Consider the following 24,474-nt stretch of genomic DNA (forward strand, 5'->3'; position numbering starts at 1 on the left):
TGCCCACGCAGCTGTCGTACCAGGGCAGCGTGTGAGGCTAGCCAAGCACGGTGGCCAGGGCGTTGACGTCCTGAAAAGAAAGCGGGAAGAAGAAAACCCCAGGAGCCTGTGGATAGGCGCTGGGGTGTGGATAACAGCGGGGCAGCCGGCAAAAGGGGGCCGACGCTGGGTCCGGGCTAGTGCTCCGGCAACTGCAGCTCGGGCTTGTCGAGCTCCTCGATATTGACATCCTTGTAGGTGATCACGCGGACGTAGCGGACGAAGCGGGCCGGGCGGTACATATCCCACACCCAGGCGTCCGACATGCGGATCTCGTAGTAGACCTCGCCACCGGAGTTGCGGGGCGTGAGCTCCACCGCGTTAGCCAAGTAGAACCGGCGCTCGGTTTCCACGACATAGGAGAACTGGCTCACGACGTCGCGGTACTCGCGGTACATCGACAGCTCAACGTTTGCCTCGTAGTCGTCTAGCTCTTCAGCGCTCACTGGCCAGGACGTCCTTCCTCACGCGGTTGTGTGCTCGCCCACTCGGCATGTGCGGTGGCGACATTGGAGTAAGTGTAACGGTGTTCCGGGCAGCCACCATGGAGGCGCACCGCAGCCATGTGCTTCGCCGTGCCGTAACCCTTGTGGCCGGCCAAGCCATAGTCCGGATACTGCCCGTCCATCTCCACCATCAGGCGGTCCCGGGACACCTTCGCCAGAATGCTCGCGGCGCTGATCGCCGGGGACAGCGCATCCCCCTTGACCAGGGGTGCGTGCTCGCACGCAAGCTCCGGCAGGTGCACCGCGTCTGTGAGGACCACGTCTGGCTCCACGGATAGCCCCGCAACGGCGCGGTACATGCCGTTGATGTTGGCGTACTGGATCCCCTTCTGGTCGATCTCGGCGGCGGGTATATGGACGATCTTATAGGCCACCGCGTGCTCGGTGATGGCGCCGAAGAGCTTCTCGCGGCGGCGCGGGGTGAGCTTCTTGGAGTCGTTGAGTCCCTCCAGCTCGGGAACGTCGTGATCAGGCAGGACGCAGGAGGCGATGGTGATGGGGCCGCAGCAGGCACCGCGACCGGCCTCGTCCACCCCGGCCACGTGGGTAAACCCGTGGAATCGCAGGTAGTCGTCGACGAAGCTATAGCCCTCGGAGAGCGCCTGCTGCACCAGCTCGGCGCCGCGGGCGCGTGCTGCCGACTGTGGGGTGGGACGCGCCATGGCTACTGCTGGATATCCAGGTGAGCGACCCCGCCGATGCGTTCGATCGGCAGCACACGTGCGGAGACCTTACCCACCACGTTCTCCACCGGGATGGTGCCCTGGTGCTCGTCGCCCACGTGGCCGCGGGAGTCCAGGGAGTTGGTGCGGTTGTCGCCCATCAGCCACAGGTGGTCATCCGGCACGGTGATGGGGCCGAAGTACTCTCCCTGGCAGGCATCGGAGCCGGTTGCCGGGTCCACCGGGTTCACCAACGGGCTCATCGTGTAGGAATCGTCCACCTTCTTGCCGTCGACCATCACGCCGGGGTCGCCGGGGCGGCACTGGACAGTCTGCCCACCGGTGGCGATGACTCGCTTGACCAGGGCGTTTTCATCCGGGGCAATGATGCCGATCATGCTGCCGGCGTTCTGCAGCCCCTTGATCAGCCCATTGTCCGAACGCTGGGAGACATAGGTCGTGTTCCAGGAGTCCTCACCGACAAAGACGACGACGTCCCCCGGCTTCGGCTCTTTACGACCGAGGTAGGCGAGCTTATTGACGAAGATCCGGTCATTCGTGCACCCCTCGCAGCCGTGCAGGGTGGGCTCCATGGATTCGGACGGGATCAGGTAGAGCCTGCCGACGAAGATATTGAACATGCCAAGAATCAGCATGGTGGCAACCAGGATGATGGGCATCTCCACCCACCACGGGTAGGTCTTCTTCTCTTTGGCTTTTGCCTGCGACGTGTCGGCGGTCTTGTGATTCTCGGTTACCGTGCCCTCCCCCGCACGTGCTGTCCCATCCCCCGGCTGCGCAGCGGTTTGACCTGCCGCCTGCTGAGGTGCAGCGCCGCCTGCATGCGGGACTGCTGCGTCGGGGTTGGGCTGGTGCTTCTTGGGATCGGTAGTCACAAGGGTTCAGACTACCAGGCGGCCACCAGCGGCACTGGGACGTTCCATTCCCCGGGTCACCACCTCAGTCAGGCAAGAAAAAAGGGGAACGGAATTGACTTCCGTTCCCCTCTCACGCGCACATCGTGCGGTGGCGCAGATTAGCGCTTCTCCTTGATCTTGGCTGCCTTGCCGTGGCGATCGCGCAGGTAGTACAGCTTCGCGCGACGGACCTTACCGCGGGACAGAACCTCGAGCTTGTCGATGTTCGGGGAGTGCACTGGGATGGTGCGCTCCACGCCGATGCCGAAGGAGACCTTGCGGACGGTGAAGGTCTCGCGGATGCCGGAGCCCTGACGCTTGATCACAACGCCACGGAAGACCTGCACGCGGGACTTGCTGCCCTCGATGACCTTCAGGTGCACGTCAACGGTGTCACCTGCGCGGAACTCTGGGATATCGTCGCGCAGCTGTGCTGCATCGACCTTGTCAAGAATATGCATGGATTAATCCTTTGCTTGCCTGGATAGAGGATCCTCGCGGCTTTTCGATGCTCATCGCGCCTACGGGTTCGTACCCGGAACATAGTTAACTCGGATAGTATGCCAGCCGATTCGGCAGAAACCAAACCAGTTAGAAGCCGGCCTGCTTGAGAGCAGCGGCCATTGCGCCACCGGCTGTTGAACCGCCGCCGCGCTGTCCGCCCCGCTTGCCACGGGAACCACCACGATTGTCGCCACGCTGTCCACCACGATTGCGTCCCCGGCCAGCCCGGGAATTCCTCTCTCCTGCCTCCCCGCGGCGACCTGCCCGACCGGAGCAGGACCCCTGGTCACCACCTGGCTCGTCGCTCAGGCGCAGGCTCAGGCCGATGCGCTGTCGGTCGACGTCGACGTCCATCACCTTCACCTTGACGACCTGACCGGAGTGGACCACCTCGTGGGGGTCCTGGACGAATCGGTCGGCCATCGCTGAGACGTGGACGAGGCCGTCCTGGTGCACTCCGATATCGACGAAGGCGCCGAAGGCGGCCACATTGGTCACCGTGCCCTCCAGCACCATGCCGGGGCGCACGTCGGAGACCTTCTCCACCCCCTCGGCCAGGCTCGCAGTCTTGAAGCTCGGGCGTGGGTCACGGCCTGGCTTATCCAGCTCTGCGAGCACGTCGCGCACCGTCGGCACACCGAAAGTCTCGTTTGCGTAATCCGCCGGTCGCAGCTTCGTGAGCACCGCGGAGTTGCCGATCAGTTGTGGCACCGCCACCCCGGTGTCCTCCGTGATGGCGCGCACCAGAGTGTAGGCCTCGGGGTGGACGGCGGAGGCGTCCAGCGGGTCCTCCCCGTCATGAATGCGGAGGAAGCCGGCGGACTGTTCGAAGGCGCGTGGGCCCAGGCGCGGCACCTTCAGCAGTTCCTTGCGGGAGCGAAAGGCACCGTTGTCGTGCCTGTGCGTGACGATATTCTCTGCCACGGATTTCGTGATTCCCGCGACCCGTTCGAGCAGCTCGGCACTGGCGGAGTTGACGTCCACCCCGACCGAGTTCACGGCATCCTCGACCACCGAGTCCAGGGAGTGGGTCAGCCACGTCTGGTTGACGTCGTGCTGGTACTGCCCCACCCCGATGGACTTCGGGTCGATCTTCACCAGCTCAGCCAGCGGATCTTGCAGGCGCCGGGCGATCGAGACCGCGCCACGCAGGGAGACATCCATGTCCGGGAACTCCCGCGACGCAACCTCGGAGGCAGAGTAGACGGAGGCCCCTGCCTCGCTGACGATGACCGGGGTCGGGCGCTTCCCGCTGGCCTCGGCGATGAGATCGGCAATCTCCCGGGCGAGCTTCTCGGTCTCGCGGCTGGCCGTCCCGTTACCCACCGCGAGCAGTTCGACGCCGTGCTCGGCAACCAGACCCGCAAGCTGGGTACGAGCCTGTTCCCACTTCGCGGCCCCGGAGTGCGGGTAGACGATGATCGTGTCCACCACCTTGCCGGTGGCGTCCACGACCGCGCACTTCACACCGTTACGGTAGCCAGGGTCCAGCCCCAGGGTGGCCCGCTGGCCGGCGGGTGCGGCGAGCAGGAGATCACGCAGGTTCTTCGCGAAGACATCCACGGCGGAGGCGTCCGCCCGCTCCTTCAACTTCACCCGGGCGTCCACGGCGGAGCTGACGGCGAGCTTGGTGCGCCAGCCGAAGCGGACGCACTCGGCGCGGAATTTATCGGCCGCATCCTCCTGCGGGCCGAGATCCAACCTGTCGGCGATGATTCCCTGGTAGAACTCGTCCTCCTCCCCTCCCGTGAGGTTCACGTGGAGCACGCCCTCGCTCTCGCCACGCAGGATGGCGAGGATGCGGTGGCTGGGGAGCTTGTCGAGTGGCTCGGAGAAGTCGAAGTAGTCCCGGTACTTCGCCCCTTCTGTTTCTTTCCCATCGACGACGCCGACCTCGGCGACACCTCGGTTGAAGAACTCCTCACGGACTTCGCCAACCAGGTCCGCGTCCGTGGCGATTCGCTCGACGACGATGGCGCGTGCCCCGGCCAGTGCAGCCTTGGTGTCCTCGAATCCTTCGCAGAGGTAGCCCTCGGCGATGCTTGCCGGGTCTTCGGCGACCCCCGGGGCCAGCAGCGTGTCCGCGAGTGGCTCCAGCCCAGCGTCGCGGGCGATGGTGGCCTTGGTCTTCCGAGTTTTCTTATAGGGCAGGTAGAGGTCCTCGAGGCGGGACTTCGTCTGCACGGCGCGGATCTCGGCGGCAAGTTTGTCGGTCAGCTTGCCCTGCTCCTCGATGGCCTTGAGAATAGTTTCCTTACGCTCCTCCAGCTCCCGCAGGTAATTCAGGCGGGTGTCCAGCTGGCGGATCTGGGAATCATCCATCCCGCCAGTGATTTCTTTGCGGTAGCGGGCGATAAAGGGAACCGTATTGCCCTCGTCGAGCAGGGCGATGGTGGCCTGGACGTGCGACAGCCCGGCACCTAGTTCCTCGGCTAAAATCTCTGCGATCATTTAAGCCATTGTAGGTGCCGGGCTGTGCCGGTTTGCACCAGGTTCACCCGGAGCGAGCCTGTGCTGGCGCAAGACGCTTATTAGTTGGCGTGGTTCTCGCCGAAGTCCTCCTGCCACTCCGGGATCTCGGTGTTGTAGGCCGAGAGGTCGGTCTCGCCCGGCTGGTTCCGCTGCATGTGCAGGTACTCCATGTGTCGTTCAAACAGGTCCAGCACGTTCGCGATGAGTTGCTCGCGGGTGTAGCCGAAGACGTCGTAGCCCAGGGAGCCGTTGATGCCGAAGACCTCGACGCGGTAGTAATTCGCGCCGTGGCTGCCTCGGCGGGCGAACTTCGGCAGGCGCTCCTCGATTGGGTAGAGCTGGTAGCGGAAGTCCGGATCGCCCTTGAAGGTGACGAACAGGTCGAGCTGGTTGATACCGGTGTGCTCGTCAGCCACCGTGGTCAACGTTGCCTCGTGGCCATTGTTCATCAGCTCCTCGGTGACGTCCTTCAGAGCCGGCTTGGCGACCTCCATGATGAAGGACTGCGACTGTTCGGCGGTCGGCCACGTGCCGGCGCGCTCCACGCGGGTGCGCCAATCACCATGCTGGCTATCCGTGCGCCCGGAGATCGCCCCGTGCAGGGCGACTGCACGGGAGTCCATCTGTAGGACCTCTTGTCTGACTGAGAGCACCAGGCCGGCCATGATGAGGAAGACCACGATCATGAACGGCAGTCCCATGATCAATGTCGCCATCTGCAGGGTGCCGATGCCGTCGACCTGCAGCATCGCGACCGTCAGCACAGCGACGGCAACAGCCCACAGCACGCGTAGCCAGACCGCGCCATCGGCTGCCGGGTCGGTGGTGCGGGAGGAGAACTTCGCCATCACCAGCGCACCGGAGTCCGCGGAGGTGACGAAGAACAGCAGGCCGACGATCATCGCCAGCACCAGCGCCAGCGTCGGCCACGGCAGGCCTTCCAGCACCATGTAGAAACCGCGTTCCGGTGAGTTAACGGTCTGCTCCAGCAGGTCGTGGTCGCCGTTGTTAACGACGCGGTCGAGGGCCATGTTGCCCAAGAAGGATGCCCACAGCGCCAGGAACAGGAACGGAACCAGCAGGGTGCCGACGATGAACTGACGGAAGGTGCGGCCACGGGAAATGCGGGCCAGGAACAGTCCGACGAACGGCGCCCAGGCCACCCACCAGGCCCAGAAGAACAGGGTCCAGTTGGCCATCCACTCTTGGGTGGAGGCCGGGGTGGTCGTGTAGGAGAAGGTCTCGAAGGTCCAGCGTGGCAGGGTGGTCAGGTAGTCACCCATATTCTTCACGAGGGAGTCGAAGAGCCAGCCGGTGCGGCCACCAGCGACGACGATGACGAGCAGCGCGACGGCGAGGTAGACGTTCCACTCCGAGAGGCGCTTAATGCCCTTATCCACGCCCGACACGGCGGAAAGGGTGGCCGCAGCGACAGCCAGCACCACCAGCGCGATCTGCATGGCCTTGCCCTCTGGCAGGTCGAAGACGAGGTTCAGGCCGAAGTTCAGCTGCACCACGCCGATACCCAGCGAGGCGGCGACGCCGAAGACGGTGCCCAGCAGGGCGGCGATATCGACCGCATCGCCGATGGGTCCGTGGATTCGCTTACCGATCAGCGGATACAGGGCGCTACGAATCGCCAGCGGCATATTGAGGCGGTAGGCGTAGTAGCCGAAGGCCAGGCCCATCAGGGCGTAGAGCCCCCAGCCGGAGATGCCGTAGTGGAACAGAGTCCACAGCACGGCCTCCTTCATCGCCTCCTCGGTCTCGCCCGGACCAACCGGCGGATTAGCGTACTGCGCCAGCGGCTCGGCGACGGAGTAGAACAGGATTCCAATGCCAATACCCGCAGCGAAGAGCATCGCGGACCAAGAGAAGAGGGAGTATTGGGGGCGGGAGTGATCGGGTCCCAGCCGAATATTGCCGGCCTTGGAGGCGGCCAGCCAGATCATGAAGATCAGAGTGATCGCCACGACGGCGACGTATAGCCAGCCGAAGTTTCCGGTCAGCCAGCTGGCCGTGCCGCCGACGATCTTGTCGAAGCTCTCGGCCCCGGCGGCCGCCCAAATAGCGACGGCGACCGTGACCACGAGCGTCGTGATAATGACGGGCCAGTTGGCCTCGTCACCCTTTTTCATTTTTGCTTCGGCGGGTGCGGGCTTGCCAAGCAAAGTTCGGATGCGGGAGGCACCCTTTTCCTTGGCTGGAGCCTCGCTCCCCGCCGCTGTGCGTGCAGAATCTGCCATTCCTGACTCCTTGGAGAAAACCTTTGGTCAGCCGCAAATGTGCGCTATACCACTCCTCCACCCTAGTGGAGTCTCAGGTTTCCCGCAGGAGCCTTTGAGGTTCTGGGCAGAGACTTAGCCCTGGAACCAGCCGGTCACCGCAGGCGCGATGTTGTGGTAGACGTGCTTCTGCTCCTGGTATTCAGCCAGGCCGGTCGGTCCCAGCTCCCGGCCGTTGCCCGACTGCTTCATGCCGCCCCATTCTGTCTGCGGCAGGTACGGGTGGAAGTCGTTGATCCAGATCGTGCCGTGACGCAGGCGCGCAGTGACTCGCTCCGCCTTACCGGCGTCGCTGGTCCACACGGCGCCGGCGAGGCCGTACTCCGTGTCATTAGCGATCGCCACAGCCTCATCCTCGGTGCGGAAGGTCTCCACCGTGACGACCGGACCGAAAGCCTCGTCGTACACGCAGTCCATCTCCCGAGTGGCGCCGTCGATGACGGTCGGCAGGTAGAAGTAGCCCTTCGACAGGTCGGTGTTACCGGTGCCGTGCGGACCGTGGTTATCCGCCTCATCGGCGATCTTGCCGCCGGTGCGGATATCCGCGCCCTGCTCGCGGGCGCGATCGACGTAGGCTGCCACCTTGTCGCGGTGCTCAGCAGAGATGAGGGCGCCGGTCTCAGCGGCTTCGTCGAGCGGCCCGCCCAGCTTGATGGCCTCAGTACGGCGCACGAGCTCGTCGACGAACTTCTCGTGGATGGATTCCTCGACGATGATGCGGGCGCCTGCGGAGCAGACCTGCCCGGAGTGGACGAAGCCACCGTTGAGGGCGTTGTCCACCGCGGCGTCGAAGTCTGCGTCGGCGAAGATGACGTTCGGATTCTTGCCGCCCAGCTCGAGGGCGACGCGCTTGACGGTATCCGCCGCCTGCTTGGCGACGAGCTTTCCGGTCACCAGGCCACCGGTGAAGGAGACCATGTCCACGTCCGGGTGGGTGGACAATGGATTGCCGGCGGTAGCGCCAGCGCCGGTGATGAGGTTGGCCACGCCAGCCGGCACGCCGGCCTCGGTCAGCACGGTCATCAGCATCATCGCGGTGTGCGGGGTGAGCTCCGCCTGCTTGAGGACGAAGGTGTTGCCCGCCGCGAGCGCTGGGGCAACCTTCCAGGCCACCTGCAGCAGCGGGTAGTTCCACGGGGTGATCAGGCCACATACACCGACGGGTTCGGCGTCGATGCGGGAGCGGACGTTCGGATCACCGGCGTCGACGACGCGTCCGGCGGCGTGGCCGGCGAGGGTGCCGAAGTAGTCGAAGGAGTCAGCGATGTCGTCCATATCGGCCTCGGCCTCGGGGAGGCGCTTACCGGTGTCGGCAGCCTCGGCGCGGGCGAACTCGCTCTTATTCTCGCGGATCAAGTCGGCGACCTTGACCAGGATCTTGCCGCGCTCCACGGCTGGGACGGCCCGCCACTCGCCGTTGTCGAAGGTGCGGCGGGCGACCTCAATCGCGCGGATCGTGTCCTTCTCGCTCGCCTCGGAGACGATACCGACCTCCGAGCCGTCTGCCGGGTTGATGATGGTGCGGGTCTCGCCGTCGGCGGCGGGCTGCCACTGGCCATCGATGAACAGCGACGCCACCGCGTCGCCGTCGTGGACGCCCTTCAGCAGGGGCGAGGCGGCTGGGTCGAAGAGCTTCTCAGTGCTCATTCTGTTTTCCTTTCTTGGATCACGTGGGTGGTGATCGGCTTATTTCTCGTCCGTGTCTACCGCAAGGCCCGGGTCGTCAGTCCATGCTCGCACGGGCTCAGCGCCGTCGGAGTGGTCAGAGGTACCCGGCAGGTTGCGCTGGATGTGGATGAATTCCAGGTGACGCTCGTACAGATCCATGATGTTGTCCTTGATCTGTTCCTGCGTATAGCCGTAGACGTCGAAGCCCATGGAGCCCATGAGGTCGAAGACTTCCAGGCGGTAGTAGACGCTGCCGTCGCTGGTGGAGCGGGTGAACGTCGGGACCGGAAGCTCGACTGGGTAGATCTGGTAGCGGAAGCTCTGCTCTTCGTCGAAGGTGACGGTGAGATCCAGCTGCTTGACGTCGATACCCGGCACCTTCGCGGAGACGAGGGTGGCGTTGAGACCACGGCTGTTGAATTGCTCGGCGACGTCCTGCAGAGCAGGGCGGGCCGTCTCGGACATGAACTTCTGAGCATCCTTCGCCCCAGGCCAGGTCGACGCGCGGGAGAGGCGACGGAGCCAGGCGCCCTTCTCCTTCTCGCCAGAGCTACGGCCGGACATGGCGGCGTGGATGGACACACTCCGGGCCTCGTTGTGGATCGTCTCCAGCTTCAGGGAGCGGATAAGGCCCAGCATGATGAAGTACATCACGATCGCGAAAGGCAGACCCATGACGACCGTGGCGTTCTGGACGGTCTCCACGCCATTGATCTGCAGGAGAACGATCGTCAGAACACCGACCAGGACAGCCCAGAAGATACGGGACCACACGGGACCGTCCTGGCGGGAGTCGGTCACCTTGGAGGTGAAGTTGGACATCACCAGTGCGCCGGAGTCCGCCGAGGTGATGTACAGCAGCAGACCAACCATCGTGGACAGGCCGACCAGGAAGGTCGCTCCCGGGGAGGATGCCAGCAGGTCGTAGAAGCCGCGCTGTGGTTCGGCAACCGCGGCCTCACCAAAGGCGGAATCGCCACCGATGACACGGCTGAGTGCGGTGTTTCCGAAGAAGCTCATCCAGCCCAGGATGAACAGGAACGGCACGGTCAGGACGCCGAACACGAACTGGCGCAGGGTGCGGCCGCGGGAAATGCGAGCCAGGAACAGGCCGACGAACGGCGCCCAGGCCACCCACCATGCCCAGAAGAACAGGGTCCAGGCCCCCAGCCATTCCTTGGTCTCTTCAGGGGTCTCGCTGAAGGCATAGGTGTCCATGGACATGCTCGGCAGCTGAGTGACGTAATCGCCGATGTTCATGATGAGTGCGTCGAAGAGGAAGGCAGTCTGCCCGGAGACCACGATGTAGACAGCCAGCGTGATGGCGAGGATGACGTTGAACTCGGAGAGGCGCTTGATGCCTTTATCCACGCCGGAGACAGCCGACAGGGTCGCCACGCCGACGGCGGCGGTGACGAGGGCGATCTGCACGGTCGGGCCTTCATCCCAGCCAAAGAGCAGCTTGAGGCCGTAGTTCAGCTGAACCACGCCGATGCCCAGGGAGGTCGCGATGCCGAAGACGGTGCCCAGCATCGCGGCGATATCCACCGCGTTGCCGACGGGGCCGTGGATGCGCTTACCGATCAGCGGATAGAGGGCGCTGCGGATCGCCAGCGGCATGTTGAGGCGGTAGGCGTAGTAGCCGAAGGCCATACCCATCAGGGCGTACATAGCCCATCCGGTCACGCCGTAGTGGAAGAGCGCGTAGACGACGGCGTTCTCCGCAGCCTCGCGTGTCTCCCCCGCTCCGACCGGTGGCGCGTAGTACTGCGTCACCGGCTCGGCGACGGCGAAGAACATGAGGTCCACGCCGATGCCGGCCGCGAAGAGCATCGCGGACCAGGAGAACAGACGATATTCGGGCCGGGCGTGGTCCGGGCCGAGGCGGATCGCCCCTGCCCGCGAGAGCGCGACACCCAGCACGAAGACCACGCAGATCGTGGCGGTGAGGATGTAGAACCAGCCGAGGTTATTGGCGATCCACCCGGTGGTGGAGCCCAGGGTGTCGTATGCGTTATCGGGCGCGATGGTCGCCCAGGCCACGATGATCGCGATCCCCAACGCCGAGAGGAGGAACACCGGCCAGTTGGCCTTCGGTTCCACGATTTCGCCCGGGGTGTACGGCTCGGATTCCCGCTCGTCGCCGTGGCCTACGACAACCTCGGGAACGATCTGCGGTTCAGCGCTCGCGCCGGTGCCCTTTTCGGTCGTGTCGACGGCGCCAGGGGTGCTCGACGCGCCTTCCGACACTTCGTTCCCTTTCGCTGAATCTGTGTTCTTCATCTCATTTCCGGTATCTTTTGGCGGCCCTTCACTCAAGGCGTTCCGACCCTCCTACATTAATTCTGTAATAGTTTTGGTTGCTTTTTATAAAGCGAGCCAACTACTCATGCATAGCAAACCTTTTGCCATTCCCGCACCTGAGCCTGGCAATTCTCTAAGAGTCTAGACAACATCACGGTGCGCTCTAGCTGCATGTTTCAGTGATCTCACAGACTTTTGGGCATGCCAACCGAAACTGTGATTTATGCCATCTTTTTAACTGATTCATTATTTCCCGGGTGGCATAGGCAGTTTATCCGCTGGCATACTGGATCGTGCTCAATGTTTTTAGTTGCATTTTCGGGGTTATATCAATGTCCCGGCGGCTCGTGTCCCACTTGGGACGCAGCCCGCAACGGCACCCCGGTTATGCTTTAGGAAAGGTGAGGTTTCACTCTTGTCGCTCTGGAATAAAATTCGGGCACCCTTCGCCAAGAACGACACGGCGGGCGAGGTCATCGAGGACTCGCACCGCGACGTTGTCATCGTCGGTGGCGGCTCGGCGGGCTCCGTCCTGGCCAACCGCCTGACCGAGGACAAGGACACCAAGGTCATGGTGCTGGAAGCCGGCCGCATGGACTCCTTCTGGGATCTGTTCATCCACATGCCAGCCGCCTTTGCCTTCCCCATCGGCAATAAGTTCTACGACTGGGCCTACGAGTCCGAGCCAGAGCCGGAGATGAACGGCCGCCGCATCTACCACGCCCGCGGCAAGGTGCTGGGCGGTTCCGGCTCCGTCAACGGCATGATCTACCAGCGCGGTAACCCGATGGACTACGAGAAGTGGGGCAAGCTACCGGGCATGGAGAACTGGGATTACGCCCACGTCCTCCCCTACTTCAACAAGCTGGAGACCGCACTGGGGGCAGACCCGAACGACCCACGCCGTGGCCACGACGGCCCGCTGAAGCTGACCCGTGGTCCGGCTACCAGCCCGCTGTTCCAGGCCTTCTTCCGCTCCGTGCAGGAGGCAGGCTACAACCTGACCAACGACGTCAACGGCTACCGCCAGGAGGGCTTCGCCCCCTTCGACCGCACCATCTTCCACGGCAAGCGCCACTCTGCAGCGCGCGCATACCTGCACCCGATCATGAACCGGAAGAACCTGGACATCCGCACCCGGGCGTTCACGACCAAGGTTCTCTTCGAGGATGCGCCGGCCGACGGCTCCGCACCGAAGGCCATCGGCGCGGAGTACACCTGGAAGGGCAAGACCCGCCGCGTGTACGCGGACAAGGTGATCCTGTGCGGCGGCGCGTTCAACACCCCGCAGCTGCTGCAGCTCTCCGGAATCGGCGATAAGGAGCACCTGAGCTCCCTGGGCATCGACGTGCGCAAGCACCTGCCGGGCGTGGGCCAGAACCTGCAGGACCACCTGGAGGTTTATGTCCAGTACAACTGCACCCAGCCGGTCAGCTCCCAGCCGTACTACAAGATGTGGATGCGCCCGATCATCGGCCTGCAGTGGCTGCTGACCCGCCGCGGCCCGGTTGCTAGCTCCCACTTCGAGGCCGGCGGCTTCGCTCGCTCCAATGAGAACGAGGACTACCCGAACCTCATGTTCCACTTCCTCCCAATGGCCATCCGCTACGACGGTAGCCAGCCGGAGGGCGAGCACGGCTTCCAGTTCCACGTCGGCCCGATGTACTCGGATACCTCCGGCCACGTGAAGATCAAGAGCACCGACCCGCACGAGAAGCCGGAGATCCTCTTCAACTACCTGAAGACCGAGCAGGATCGCCGCGAGTGGGTCGAGGCCATCAAGGTGTCCCGCGAGCTGCTGGACACCGATGCCATGCGCGAGTTCACCGACGGCGAGATCTCCCCGGGTGATGCCGTGCAGACCGACGAGGAGATCCTGGAGTGGGTGCGCAACGACGCCGAAACCGCACTGCACCCATCCTGCACCGCCAAGATGGGCTCCGCGGACGATGAGATGGCGGTCGTGGACCCGGAGAGCATGCAGGTCCACGGCGTGGAGGGCCTGTACGTCGTCGATGCATCGGCCATGCCGATCGTCACCAACGGCAACATCTACTCCCCGGTCCTGATGCTGGCCGAGAAGGCTGCGGACCTGATCCGTGGCCGCAAGCCGGAGGCACCGATCAACGTGCCGTTCTACCAGGCGAAGAAGGACATGCCGCTCTACGCTGAGGGCGAGCAGGTCCGCGATCACACCAAGGCCATCGACGGCGCGGACTGGTAAATACCACCACCGGGCGCGGCCAAGCGCCCGCCCGGTGTCCGCGCGGTTAACAGCCGTTTAGGCTTCGCGGTGAGCGTCGAGCACTTGCTCGTCCGCCGCGCTCAGCCCACCCGCCGCTCGGAGCTTCTCAATGAGCTCCGGGCGGCGTTGTTGTGTCCGCAGCAAGGCCTGCTCGCGGCGCCAGCGGTCAACGAGACCGTGATTGCCGCTGAAGAGCACCTCCGGGACATCCAACCCCCGCCACTGCCGTGGCTTGGTATAGGCGGGGCCTTCGAGCAGCCCGTCCTGGAAGCTGTCCTCCTCGTGGCTAGCCTGGTTACCCAGCACACCGGGAATCAACCGAACAACGGCCTCCGCCATGACGAGGACGGCGACCTCCCCGCCGATGAGCACATAGTCGCCGATGCTGACCTCCTCGACGCGGTAGTTGCGGGCAGCGTCGTCAACGACTCGCTGGTCGATGCCCTCGTAGCGGCCGCAAGCAAAGACGAGGTGCTCCTCCTTGGACCACCGGGCCGCCATCTCCTGCGTGAAGGGTGTGCCCGCGGGCGTGGGGACGACGACCACGGGGCCGCGCGGTGCGGTGTTACCGTCTCCGTCGCCGTCGTCCTTCGCTTCTCCCCCACCCGCCGGAGCAGGATCGTCGAGGGGTGCCAGCTTCTTGTGGGCCAGGGAGGTCTCGAGGTCGCGTGCGGTGGCTGCGGGTCCGGTGCCCTCGATGACGTCATCGAGGGCGGGCCCCCATACGCTGGGCTTCATCACCATGCCGGGACCACCGCCATAGGGGGTGTCGTCGACGGACTTGTGGCGATCGGTAGCCCACTGCCGCAGGTCGTGCACACCAACCTCGAGGCGGCCGGATTCGATGGCCTTACCCAGCAGCGCGTGACGCAGCGGGTCGAGGTACTCGGGGAAGATCGTGACAACGTCGAGTCTCATGCCAGCTCCAGCAGCCCTTCCGGTGGGGTGACGACGAGGGCCTCGTTGTCGAGGTCCACGATGGGGACGATCGCCAGCTTGAACGGGATGAGGATCGTGGAGCCCGCGGTGGGCAGGTCCACATCTGCGTCCACGGCGACCTCGAGGGTGGCTCCGGCCGGGCCGTGGCTGACCCCGGTGACCTCGCCGATGTCCACGGGCTCGGGCTGCTCCCCCTCGTAGGCACGGCGATTGGCGGTATCGGCATCCACGGCCCCGACGTTGAGCACCCGCAGGCCGATGAGCTCGTGGTCGTAGTAGCCGTCGTCAGAATCATCCTGCAGGGGCGCGGCCATGAAGCGTGCCCCGCGCAGGGACTCGGCCTCGTCGCGGTCCCGGACCTCCTCGAAAGTGACGAGAAGGCGGTTCTGGTGACGGCGTAGACCGGCGACCGTGAGCTGGCGTTCTTTACCCGTTTGAACGGCGCGAAGCGCCTCGCCGATGGCGAAGCGCTCCGTCACGTGGTCGGTCGACGGATCCACCACGACCTCCCCCTTCACGCCGTGGGGCTTGATGACTCGACCAATCTGCAAATCTGGCATGCAGGCTATTAAATCACTCCCTGCGCCAGCATTGCATCTGCCACCTTGCGGAAGCCCGCGATGTTGGCGCCGATGATGTAATCGCCCTCGGCATCGAACTCTGCGGCCGCACGCTGGGCGGTGCGGAAGATGCGGTGCATGATGTCGCGGAGGCGCTTGTCCGTGTACTCGAAGGACCAGGAGTCGCGGGAGGCGTTCTGCTGCATCTCCAGGGCGGAGGTCGCCACACCACCGGCGTTGGCGGCCTTGCCCGGGCCGAAGTGGATGCCGCGCTTGCGGAAGACGCTGATGGCTTCCGGGGTGCTCGGCATGTTCGCGCCCTCTGCCACGAAGCGGCAGCCGTTATCGGCCAGGATGACCGCGGAGTCGCCATCGAGCTCGTTCTGGGTGGCGCATGGAAGGGCGACGTCAGCCTCGACCTCCCAGATGTTGCCCTTCTCGTGGAAGGTCACGCCGTCGATGCGCTTGGCGTAGTCGGACACACGGCCGCGCTCGACCTCCTTGATCTGGTGCAGCAGCTCGAGATCCACGCCGTCTGGGGTGGAGACGTAGCCGGAGGAGTCGGAGAACGCCACGACGGTGGCGCCGAGTTCCTGAGCCTTCTCCATCGCGTAGATCGCGACATTGCCGGAGCCGGAAACGATGACGCGGGCGCCGTTGAGGCGCTCCTTCTCGGCCATCATCATTTCCTGGACGAAGTACACGGCACCGTAACCGGTGGCCTCCTTGCGGACCAGGGAGCCACCCCAGTTCAGGCCCTTGCCGGTCAGCACGCCGGACTCGTGGCGGTTGTTCATGCGGCGGAACTGGCCGAAGAGGTAGCCGATTTCGCGGCCACCGACGCCGATGTCGCCGGCCGGGACATCCGTGTCCTTACCGATGTGGCGGTGCAGCTCGGTCATAAAGGACTGGCAGAAGCGCATGATCTCGTGATCGGAGCGGCCCTTCGGGTCGAAGTCGGAACCGCCCTTACCGCCGCCGATCGGCAGACCGGTCAGGGAGTTCTTGAAGATCTGCTCGAAACCGAGGAACTTGATGATGCCCAGGTTCACCGAAGGGTGGAAACGCAGACCGCCCTTGTAAGGGCCCAGCACCGAGTTGAACTGCACGCGGAAGCCGCGGTTGACCTGCACCTTGCCATTGTCATCGATCCAGGGCACGCGGAAGATGATCTGGCGCTCTGGCTCGCACATGCGCTCGATGAGCCCATCCTGCGCGTAGTGCTCGTCCTTGTGCAGAACGTACTTCAGCGACTGCAGAACTTCTGCGACGGCCTGATGGAACTCCGGTTCGCCTGCATTTCGCTTCAGGATCTGTTCGTAGTACTGATTGACGGTCTTATCAACGTCCACCGGTTTCTCCTCTACGGATGCTAAATCTCACGTGATGTACATCATATTCCACTGCGTGGTCAGCCCGAACACTGGGTCGGAGCTAAGCAACGCTGGTCACGATGCACCCGATCCCACAAGAACTTGTTGAACAATAATTATTTAATTGCCCAAGGTTTTGTGAGATCTTGATTACACCACTCGGGGCGCCTTTTTCGTCAATCGGAACGCGGAACCACCCCGCTGGGGGCACCCCTCACCTCGGGTGCCCCCGCCAGCCAACGATCAGATAAAGAACAACGGGGAGCCACCACGCTTGTGCGCAGCGACTCCCCGTTATGAGGAAATCACACCCCAAAGGGGGCATTGATTACTCGGCGGAAGCCTCCTCGGACTCCTCTGCAGCCTCAGCCTCTGCCTTCTCAGCTGCCTCAGCCTCCGCCTTCTCGGCGGCCTCTGCCTCAGCAGCAGCCTTAGCCTCGGCCTCTTCCTTCGCCTTGCGACGCTTCTCGGTGATGGCCTCAGCGGTCGGGCCCTCGGCAGCCTCAGCCAATGCCTCGTTGAAGATGTCCAGCTTGGACTTCTTCTCCGGCTGCGGCTTCACGGTGTTCTCGCCACCCTCGAGGCCCTTGGCCTTCTGCCAGTCACCGGTCAGCTTCAGCAGTGCCAGTGCGGTGTCGGTCGGCTGAGCGCCAACGCCGATCCAGTACTGAGCACGCTCGGAGTTGATGTCGATGACGGAAGGCTGGTTTGCCGGCTGGTAGATACCCAGGTTCTCGATGACGGCACCGCCGCGGCGGGCACGAGCGTCCTGGACGACCACGCGGTACTGCGGGGTGCGGATCTTACCAACGCGCTGAAGCTTGATCTTGACAGCCATGATGTGGCTCCTTTTCTGGTCACTGGGCAGTTCTTGTCGCTTCCCCTTGATGGGAAACCGGTTCAACCCTTGATGTTTATCCTGCGGGTGACTACCGGCCGACCGTGGTCGGGATCGGTATACCGCAGGGCGTTCGCATGGCATGGCCACAGCACAACCGCCGTAGCCACAACCCGAACCATATTAGCCATCTGCGCCAGGAAACCCAAACCCGGCAGTGCTATCGCTTAAGTTGTAGCGCTACTGCGCATCACCGGCAGGTTCCCCTTCCCGGCCGGCCCGCCACAGGTCCACCAGGCGCAGGCGGCGGTCAGCTTCCTGGGCGATCTGCTTATAGCGCCGAACCCAGGCGAATGTCATCACCGCGATGAGCAGCAGACCCATGTACCCCAACACCGGGTAGATCCAGCCGATCAGATTCTTGAAGCCCGCAAAGGAGAGCACGAAGCCCACCACCACTGTTCCCACGTAATAGCGATAGAAATACTCCGGTCGGGAGGCGCTCATGCGGCGGGCCAGCGCGTAAAACATTCCGAGCGCGGTATTGAAAATCATCGCGTAAATGACGACCGCCATGATGTGCCCCAGAGCCGGGTGAATATGCACGATAAGGCTCAGCATCGGCAGGTCGTCGTGCCCCACCTCGCGGACCGCGAGGAACAGCGTGATGGTGCTGATCGCCATCATCAGAGAAAGGATCACGCCTCCCAAGAACCCGCCTCGTCCCGCGAGCCTGGGGTTGAACATCTGCCCGCCGATGACGACCGCCATGGACACCGCGACCATCAGGTTGAATCCCACGTAGTTCACCGCGGCGATAGACCAGTGCGGCAGTGGGGAACCGATGGCCAGCGCCTCAGCGTCCAGCTCCGCGAGCGGCGGGTGGTCGACGAAGAAGATCACGTACAGGCTGGCCAGGCCGATGAAACCGAAGATGAAGGGAGTTGCAGCTCCGATCATCGTGGTCACCCGGTCGACGTCCAACCGGCCTGCGCCGAGGATCAGCAGCACCATGAGGACCCCGCCGATCCAGGTCTCCAGACCCCACTGCTGGTTCAGGTTGGAGCCGGCACCAGCGAACATAATGAAGCCGGTGGCGAACAGGGTCAGGCTCACTCCGATATCGAGCACTCGCGCAAGCACCGGGTGGGAGACGCGGTCGAAGACCTCGCCGTGCTCCTTGGCCTGGAAGTAGGAGGCCAGCTGCAGGATGATCAGCGCCATCGAGCAGACCACCAGGGCGGATAGGCCCACGCCCCACAGGCCGTCGAGGCCGAAGCCCACGAAGTACTGCATGACCTCCTGGCCAGAGGCGAACCCAGCGCCCACGATCACACCGACGAAGGCGAAGGCGATCTTTAACGTTTCACGAATCACCCGGTCATCATAAGCCGATACCGTGGGCACTATGTGTTTCCGAAACTCCAGCGAGGCCGCGGCACCCAGTGGCCATCACCCCCATGACGGCGCCACGGGTTCGCCGACGCTCGAATACAACTTCGCCCACCAGCTTCCGGAGCTCACCGCGCCTTATGAGCCTGCCACCCCACTACCTGGGGCACGGATCCTCGTGCTGAACGAACCCCTGGCAGCCGAGCTGGGCCTGAATGCTGACTGGCTCGGCTCCCCCGCTGGCGTGCAGTTTCTGCTCGGTCGCGGAACTGATTCCGAGGCTCGCCCAGTCGCCCAGTTCTACGCCGGCCACCAGTTCGGCAGCTTCAACCCGCAGATGGGCGACGGGCGCGCCGTCCTGCTGGGCGAGCGTCGCACCCCCGACACCGACGAGCTGCTGGATCTGCACGTCAAGGGGGCGGGCACCACTGCGTACTCCCGCCCCGGCTCCGACGGCAAGGCGCCACTGACGGCAGCGTTGCGCGAGTTCCTGCTCAGTGAGTTTATGCATGCTGTGGGCGTTCCTACCGCCCGGAGCCTGGCCGTGCTCACCACCGGCGAACAGGTTCGTCGCCACCGCACCGAGCCAGCAGCTGCCATCGTCCGGGTCGCCACCAGTCACCTAAGGGTCGGGACCTTTCAGGCAGCGCGCATGCGGGACCCGGAGAACGCCTCGAGCCTACTGAGGAGGGTGGCAGACATGGCAATCCAGCGCCACTTCCCTGAACTCGCCGAGCTTTCGGCCCCGGAGCGCTACCTGGAGCTGTACCGGCATGTCGCGGCAGCGCAGGCCCGGCTGATCGCGCAGTGGATGCGGCTCGGATTCGTCCACGGGGTGATGAACACGGATAACACCGCCATCGGTGGCTTCACGCTGGACTACGGCCCCGCGGCCTTCCTGGATCGCTTCGACCCGCAGGCCGTGTTCAGCTCGATCGACGCCCACGGCCGCTATGCCTTCGGCAATCAGCCAGCGATCGGTGGCTGGAACCTGGCACGCTTGGCCGAGGCGATGCTGCCGCTGCTCACCCCAGCGCCGGGCATGGACGCGGCCGAAGCGAATCGCATCGCGGTGGCCGCGGCGCAAGACGTGCTGGATGAGTATTCGGCGATCTACCGGCACGCGCTCGATGCGGAATTCGCCGACGCACTCGGCCTCGACGCGCAGCAGCCTTCCCACCAGCACGTGCTGAGCGAATTCCAGGTGTTGGCCGAGGAGCATCAGCTCGATGTAGCGCAGGTCCTGCGCCAGCTCACCGACACCGATGCCAACCCGGCAGGGCTCGGTAGCCAAGCGTGGCACGACACGTGGTCAGCCAACGGCGCGCTGGGCGATAACCGCGCTGCACTGCGCGATCTCTCGCACTGGTGTGAGCAGTGGTCGGGTGCACAGCCCGATAGAGAGCTCATGGCCCGCATCAACCCGGTGTATTACCCCCGCAACGCCCACGTCGAGGAGGCACTGGCAGCGGCCCTCGGCGGCGACTACGCCCCCTTCGAGCAGCTGTGGGACGCTCTGCGCGCCCCCTTCACCCGCCGCGTGGTCCTGGAGCGCTGGGAGAAGCCCACCCCCTCCCCAACGGGTTTCCGCACCGTGTGCGGCACCTAGCCGCCAGCCGCTAGCCGCCAGCAGGAAACACTGGCGGCACTCCCCAGCCGCGACGTGCTGACGCGGAGCGGGTGGAGGTTATTTCTTGCCTCCGCCGAACATCTTCTCCACATCGATGCCCTCCATGCCCGGGGGCAGCTGGTCCTGCAGCGCCTTGAGTTCCTTCATCGATGGCATTCCGCCACCCATGCCTGGCATCCCCGGCATCCCCGGCATGCCCTGACGGTTCATGCGCTGCGGGGAACGACGGTTCTTGTTGCGGCCCTTCTTCCCCTTGCCCTTGCGGTGATTCTTCTGCTTCTTCGTCGCAGAACGCCCACCGGGCATGCCGAACTGACCGGCCATGCGGCCCATCATCTTCTTCGCCTCGAAGAAGCGCTCGACCAGCTGGTTGACCTCGGAGACCTGGACGCCGGAACCGGCAGCAATGCGCTTGCGGCGGGAGGCGTTCAGGATCTTCGGGTCGTTGCGCTCCGCCGGGGTCATGCCTCGGATGATGGCCTGGATGCGGTCCAGTTGCTTCTCGTCGACCATGTCCGCGAGCTGGGACATCTGGGAGCCGCCAGGCAGCATCTTCAGGATATTGCCGAGCGGACCCATCTTTCGGATCATCATCATCTGCTCGAGGAAGTCCTCCAGCGTCAGCTCACCCGATGCCATGCGCTCGGCAGAGTTCATGGCCTTCTCCTGGTCCACGACCTGCTCGGCCTGCTCGATCAGGGTGAGGACATCACCCATGCCCAGGATGCGGGAGGCCATGCGGTCCGGGTGGAAGACATCGAAATCCTCGAGCTTCTCACCCGTGGAGGCGAACAGAATCGGCTTGCCGGTGACCTCACGAATGGACAGGGCGGCACCACCACGGGCGTCGCCGTCCAGCTTGGTCAGGACCACACCGGTGAAGTCAACGCCGTCACGGAAGGCCTCGGCGGTCGTCACGGCGTCCTGACCAGTCATGGCGTCGATGACGAAGAGCACCTCGTCGGGCTCAACGGCGTCGCGGATGTTGCGCGCCTGCGTCATCAGCGTCTCGTCGATGCCGAGGCGGCCTGCGGTATCGATGATGACGATGTCGTGCTGGGTGCGGTAGGCCTCCTCGATGCCCTTCTCGGCGACCTCGACCGGGTCGCCCGTGGAGGTGCCCATCTCGTGGTCGTGAGATTCCAGGCTGGTGCCCGGGTCCGGGGCGAAGGTGGTCACACCAGCGCGCTCACCGACGATCTGCAGCTGCTGCACCGCGCCCGGGCGCTGGAGGTCACAGGCCACCAGCATCGGGGTGTGGCCCTGCTTGGACAGGTAGCGGGCGAGCTTACCGGCCAGGGTGGTCTTACCCGCACCCTGCAGACCGGCGAGCATGATGACGGTCGGCGGGTGCTTGGCCAGGGTCAGGCGGCGCGTCTCGCCACCGAGGATCTCCTTGAGCTCCTCGTCGACGATCTTGATGACCTGCTGGGCCGGGTTCAGCGCCTCAGAGACGATGACGCCGTTGGCGCGCTCCTTGATGCGCTTGATGAAGGCGCGCACGACGGGCAGGGAGACGTCCGCCTCGAGCAGCGCGAGACGGATTTCGCGTGCGGTGGTGTTGATGTCCTGCTCAGTGAGGCGGCCCTTGCCACGCAGCCCCTTGAGGGCACCTGATAGCCGGTCTGAAAGTGACTCAAACACGTTCTCGTGTCTCCCTTAATACGATCGCTGAAAACGTCTCAACGCCCGGTCGGGGCGAACAACGTTAAGTAGTTATCCCTGCCACCTTAGCGCGGCGGGGGCGTTGTCCGGCAACGACCGGGCGTGTGAGAGTCAGTTGCGGGGCTACTCCCGCTGAGCGACCGTCGCATCGACGAGCGCGTGATAGGCCCGTTCGCGGTGGTGCGTCACATCGATGCCCGTGTTCTCCTCCTCGGCGCTAATTCGCCAGCCGAGGCGGTGCTTCAGCGAGATGCTAAAAGAAGCCAGCACGAGGCCAGCCACCCCGGCGTTGATGTGGATGACCGTGCCGCCTGCGAAGTCGATGGGGGCAATATTCGCGACAGTCTCGGCGCCTTCCACATGGGCCCCGAAGAGCCACGCGGACATGCTGTTGGCTCCCTCGCCGAGGAGTCCACCGCCCCAGACCATGTGAGCCATCGGCGCATACACCAGGACGACCCATACTGCAGTGAAGATCAGCCAGGTGTGGATCTTCACCCGGTTGGCCAGCGAGCCGGAGATGATCGCGGTGGCGATCATGGCAAAGGTCATCTGAAACAGGACGTTGACGGCGTTCGGCATGCCGTGCGCGTCGATGAGAGGATTCCCGGAAGCGTCGAAGATACTGTGCGCGAGACCGAAGAGCTCGGTCGGGTGAGTGTGATTACAGAAAATAAATTTATCACTATCCGGCCACGCAAAAACAGAGAAAAATACAAAAAGCGGCGGAACCCATGACTAGGTTCCGCCGCTCAAACCCCAAAAAACTGCGGCTGAAAAACTCTTTTTATCCCAGGAGCGCGTCCACGAAGCTCTCCACCTCAAAGGGCGCGAGGTCGTCCGCTCCCTCGCCGAGGCCGACCAGCTTGACCGGCACGCCGAGCTCCTCCTGCACCTGGAAGACGATGCCGCCCTTGGCGGTACCGTCCAGCTTGGTCAGCACCACGCCGGTGATGTCCACGACGTCGCGGAATACGCGGGCCTGCATCAGGCCGTTCTGCCCCACCGTGGCATCCAGAACGAGCAGCACCTCGTCCACGCGGGCGCGCTTTTCCACGACACGCTTGACCTTGCCGAGCTGGTCCATCAGCCCGACGGAGGTGTGCAGTCGGCCTGCGGTGTCCACGAGGACGACGTCCGCCTGCTCATCCATACCCTGGCTCACCGAGTCGAAGGCCACGGACGCCGGATCCGCGCCCTCCTTGCCGCGGACGGTGCGAGCACCAACCCGGTTGCCCCAGGTCTCCAGCTGGTCGGCAGCGGCCGCACGGAAGGTGTCTGCGGCACCCAGCACGACGTGCTTACCCATGCCGACGAGCACGCGGGAGAGCTTGCCGGTGGTGGTGGTCTTGCCCGTACCGTTCACGCCAACAACCATGATCACGCCCGGCTTGCCCTCATAAGGCATCGCCTTGATGGAGCGATCCAGCTCCGGCTTGCCGGCCTCGATGAGCACCTCGCGCAGCATCGCGCGCGCCTGCTCCTCGCTCTCCACGCCCTGGGAGGCGATGCGCTCGCGCAGGGAGTCCACGACCTTCATCGTGGTGTCGGCACCGAGGTCCGCCATGAGCAGCGTGTCCTCGATTTCCTCCCAGGCATCCTCATCCAGGTCGCCTGCACTGAGAATGCCGAGCACGCCGCGACCGATGACGTTCTGGGACTTCGCCATGCGGCCACGCAGCTTGCCCAGGCGCCCCTCCACTGGCGCGATCTCCTGGGTGCGAGCGACCTCCTGCTTCTCTGCCGGGGTGGCGGCGTGCTCAACCGCGTCTACGGGCTCATCCTCAGCCGTTGTCGCAGCGGCGATCTCGTCGGCTTGCCCGACCTCCTTCTCCGCGGCAGGCGCCTCCGGGGTCTCGGCTGGCGCAGCCGGGACGTCAGCCGGTGCGGTGGTCTCCTGTTTCGGGGCAGGCTCGGCCGTGACCGGCTTCTCGCTTCCAGCCTGCTCCCCCTGCGACTCGTCGGCTGCCTTCTCAGCGGCCGGCTTGTCCTGCTCAGCGGCAGGGGCTACCGGGGCAGCGGGCGCTGCTGGCGGAACCGGCTTCTCTTCCTCCGGTACAGCGGGCGCGGATTCTTCCGCCTCGACCTTTTCCGCTTCAGCCTTCTCAGCCGCGGGCTGCTCTGGCTCAGCCTTCGCCGGTGCCGACTTCTCAGAAGACTCCGCAGGAGCCTCGCCCCGCGGCTGGGTCTCCTTCTCCTTCTCGAAAGGAGCCGGGACACTCACCCCGCCGATATCCATCGTCGGGCGGCCTGCATCCTCCGAGGTCGGCGCCGGGGATTCCCCGCCAGAGGTGAAGTTAAACCCACCCTTGGCCTGGTAGTCGCCCGAGGACGGTTTCTTCTCGATCTCCGGACTCTTCTCGAAGGAGATCTGCTTGGACTTGTTGCGGCGCAGGCCCGCCACGACGACGATCGCCACGATGGCGGCCAGCACCACCAGGCCAATGAGTACCCAGATGAAAACGTTCATAATCC

18 protein-coding genes are annotated in these 24,474 nt (G+C 64.3%); 2 read left to right on the plus strand and 16 right to left on the minus strand.

The annotated features are described in order from the left end of the window. Positions 1-176: 176 nt before the first annotated feature. The 8 genes from QP997_RS01490 to betT (QP997_RS01525) all read right to left on the minus strand — a co-directional run bounded on the left by QP997_RS01490 (position 177) and on the right by betT (QP997_RS01525) (position 11,336). On the minus strand, positions 177-485 hold the full coding sequence (locus QP997_RS01490) for a DUF2469 domain-containing protein (RefSeq protein WP_012360061.1): 309 nt from the start codon (positions 483-485) through the stop codon (positions 177-179). Further along, on the minus strand, positions 482-1,207 hold the full coding sequence (gene rnhB / locus QP997_RS01495) for a ribonuclease HII (protein ID WP_284845981.1): 726 nt from the start codon (positions 1,205-1,207) through the stop codon (positions 482-484). The genes QP997_RS01490 and rnhB overlap by 4 nt, the downstream gene beginning before the upstream one ends. A gap of 2 nt (positions 1,208-1,209) precedes the next feature. After that, positions 1,210-2,103, minus strand: a complete 894-nt coding sequence (lepB, locus tag QP997_RS01500) for a signal peptidase I (protein ID WP_284845982.1) — start codon at positions 2,101-2,103, stop codon at positions 1,210-1,212. 140 nt (positions 2,104-2,243) lie between these two features. Next, on the minus strand, positions 2,244-2,585 hold the full coding sequence (gene rplS, locus QP997_RS01505; RefSeq protein WP_012360058.1) for a 50S ribosomal protein L19: 342 nt from the start codon (positions 2,583-2,585) through the stop codon (positions 2,244-2,246). A gap of 130 nt (positions 2,586-2,715) precedes the next feature. Beyond that, positions 2,716-5,079 carry a Tex family protein gene (locus QP997_RS01510; protein ID WP_284845983.1) on the minus strand — a complete coding sequence of 788 codons (2,364 nt, stop codon included), beginning with the start codon at positions 5,077-5,079 and terminating at the stop codon, positions 2,716-2,718. Positions 5,080-5,159: 80 nt separating this feature from the next. Next, entirely contained in the window at positions 5,160-7,346 is a 2,187-nt protein-coding gene (betT, locus tag QP997_RS01515; RefSeq protein ID WP_070761996.1) for a choline BCCT transporter BetT, read from the minus strand. Between the two features lie 114 nt (positions 7,347-7,460). Beyond that, on the minus strand, positions 7,461-9,032 hold the full coding sequence (locus tag QP997_RS01520; protein ID WP_284845984.1) for an aldehyde dehydrogenase family protein: 1,572 nt from the start codon (positions 9,030-9,032) through the stop codon (positions 7,461-7,463). A 39-nt stretch (positions 9,033-9,071) separates the two neighbouring features. Beyond that, positions 9,072-11,336, minus strand: a complete 2,265-nt coding sequence (gene betT, locus QP997_RS01525; RefSeq protein ID WP_284845985.1) for a choline BCCT transporter BetT — start codon at positions 11,334-11,336, stop codon at positions 9,072-9,074. 454 nt (positions 11,337-11,790) lie between these two features. Between betT (QP997_RS01525) and betA the strand changes: the two genes are divergently transcribed. After that, entirely contained in the window at positions 11,791-13,581 is a 1,791-nt protein-coding gene (gene betA, locus QP997_RS01530; RefSeq protein ID WP_502870420.1) for a choline dehydrogenase, read from the plus strand. A 57-nt stretch (positions 13,582-13,638) separates the two neighbouring features. On the opposite strand, the gene trmD is transcribed toward betA, so the two are convergent. The 5 genes from trmD to QP997_RS01555 all read right to left on the minus strand — a co-directional run bounded on the left by trmD (position 13,639) and on the right by QP997_RS01555 (position 18,689). Further along, a complete protein-coding gene (trmD, locus tag QP997_RS01535; RefSeq protein ID WP_284845987.1) occupies positions 13,639-14,520 on the minus strand; it encodes a tRNA (guanosine(37)-N1)-methyltransferase TrmD in 882 nt (293 codons plus the stop codon). After that, complete coding sequence (rimM, locus tag QP997_RS01540; RefSeq protein ID WP_015381525.1) at positions 14,517-15,101, minus strand: ribosome maturation factor RimM; 585 nt, start codon at positions 15,099-15,101, stop codon at positions 14,517-14,519. The genes trmD and rimM overlap by 4 nt, the downstream gene beginning before the upstream one ends. A gap of 8 nt (positions 15,102-15,109) precedes the next feature. Further along, positions 15,110-16,453: an NADP-specific glutamate dehydrogenase gene (gene gdhA, locus QP997_RS01545; protein ID WP_148813358.1), complete on the minus strand. Its 1,344-nt coding sequence runs from the start codon at positions 16,451-16,453 to the stop codon at positions 15,110-15,112. Positions 16,454-16,802: 349 nt separating this feature from the next. Beyond that, a complete protein-coding gene (rpsP, locus tag QP997_RS01550; RefSeq protein ID WP_070761991.1) occupies positions 16,803-17,312 on the minus strand; it encodes a 30S ribosomal protein S16 in 510 nt (169 codons plus the stop codon). Between the two features lie 240 nt (positions 17,313-17,552). Continuing rightward, on the minus strand, positions 17,553-18,689 hold the full coding sequence (locus QP997_RS01555) for a YkvI family membrane protein (protein WP_070758843.1): 1,137 nt from the start codon (positions 18,687-18,689) through the stop codon (positions 17,553-17,555). 31 nt (positions 18,690-18,720) lie between these two features. On the opposite strand from QP997_RS01555, the gene QP997_RS01560 reads away from it, so the two are divergent. Then, positions 18,721-20,313 (plus strand): protein adenylyltransferase SelO, encoded by a 1,593-nt coding sequence (locus tag QP997_RS01560; RefSeq protein ID WP_284757685.1) that lies wholly within the window; start codon positions 18,721-18,723, stop codon positions 20,311-20,313. A 78-nt stretch (positions 20,314-20,391) separates the two neighbouring features. On the opposite strand, the gene ffh is transcribed toward QP997_RS01560, so the two are convergent. The 3 genes from ffh to ftsY form a co-directional block, all read right to left on the minus strand. Then, positions 20,392-21,978, minus strand: coding sequence for a signal recognition particle protein (ffh, locus tag QP997_RS01565; RefSeq protein ID WP_070758841.1), 1,587 nt, complete (start codon positions 21,976-21,978; stop codon positions 20,392-20,394). Positions 21,979-22,122: 144 nt separating this feature from the next. Continuing rightward, positions 22,123-22,674 carry a hypothetical protein gene (locus tag QP997_RS01570; RefSeq protein WP_350309540.1) on the minus strand — a complete coding sequence of 184 codons (552 nt, stop codon included), beginning with the start codon at positions 22,672-22,674 and terminating at the stop codon, positions 22,123-22,125. A 112-nt stretch (positions 22,675-22,786) separates the two neighbouring features. Next, positions 22,787-24,469: a signal recognition particle-docking protein FtsY gene (gene ftsY / locus QP997_RS01575; RefSeq protein ID WP_284845989.1), complete on the minus strand. Its 1,683-nt coding sequence runs from the start codon at positions 24,467-24,469 to the stop codon at positions 22,787-22,789. Positions 24,470-24,474: the final 5 nt, after the last annotated feature.

This window comes from Corynebacterium sp. MSK039, from assembly GCF_030232315.1.
Lineage (GTDB): Bacteria > Actinomycetota > Actinomycetes > Mycobacteriales > Mycobacteriaceae > Corynebacterium.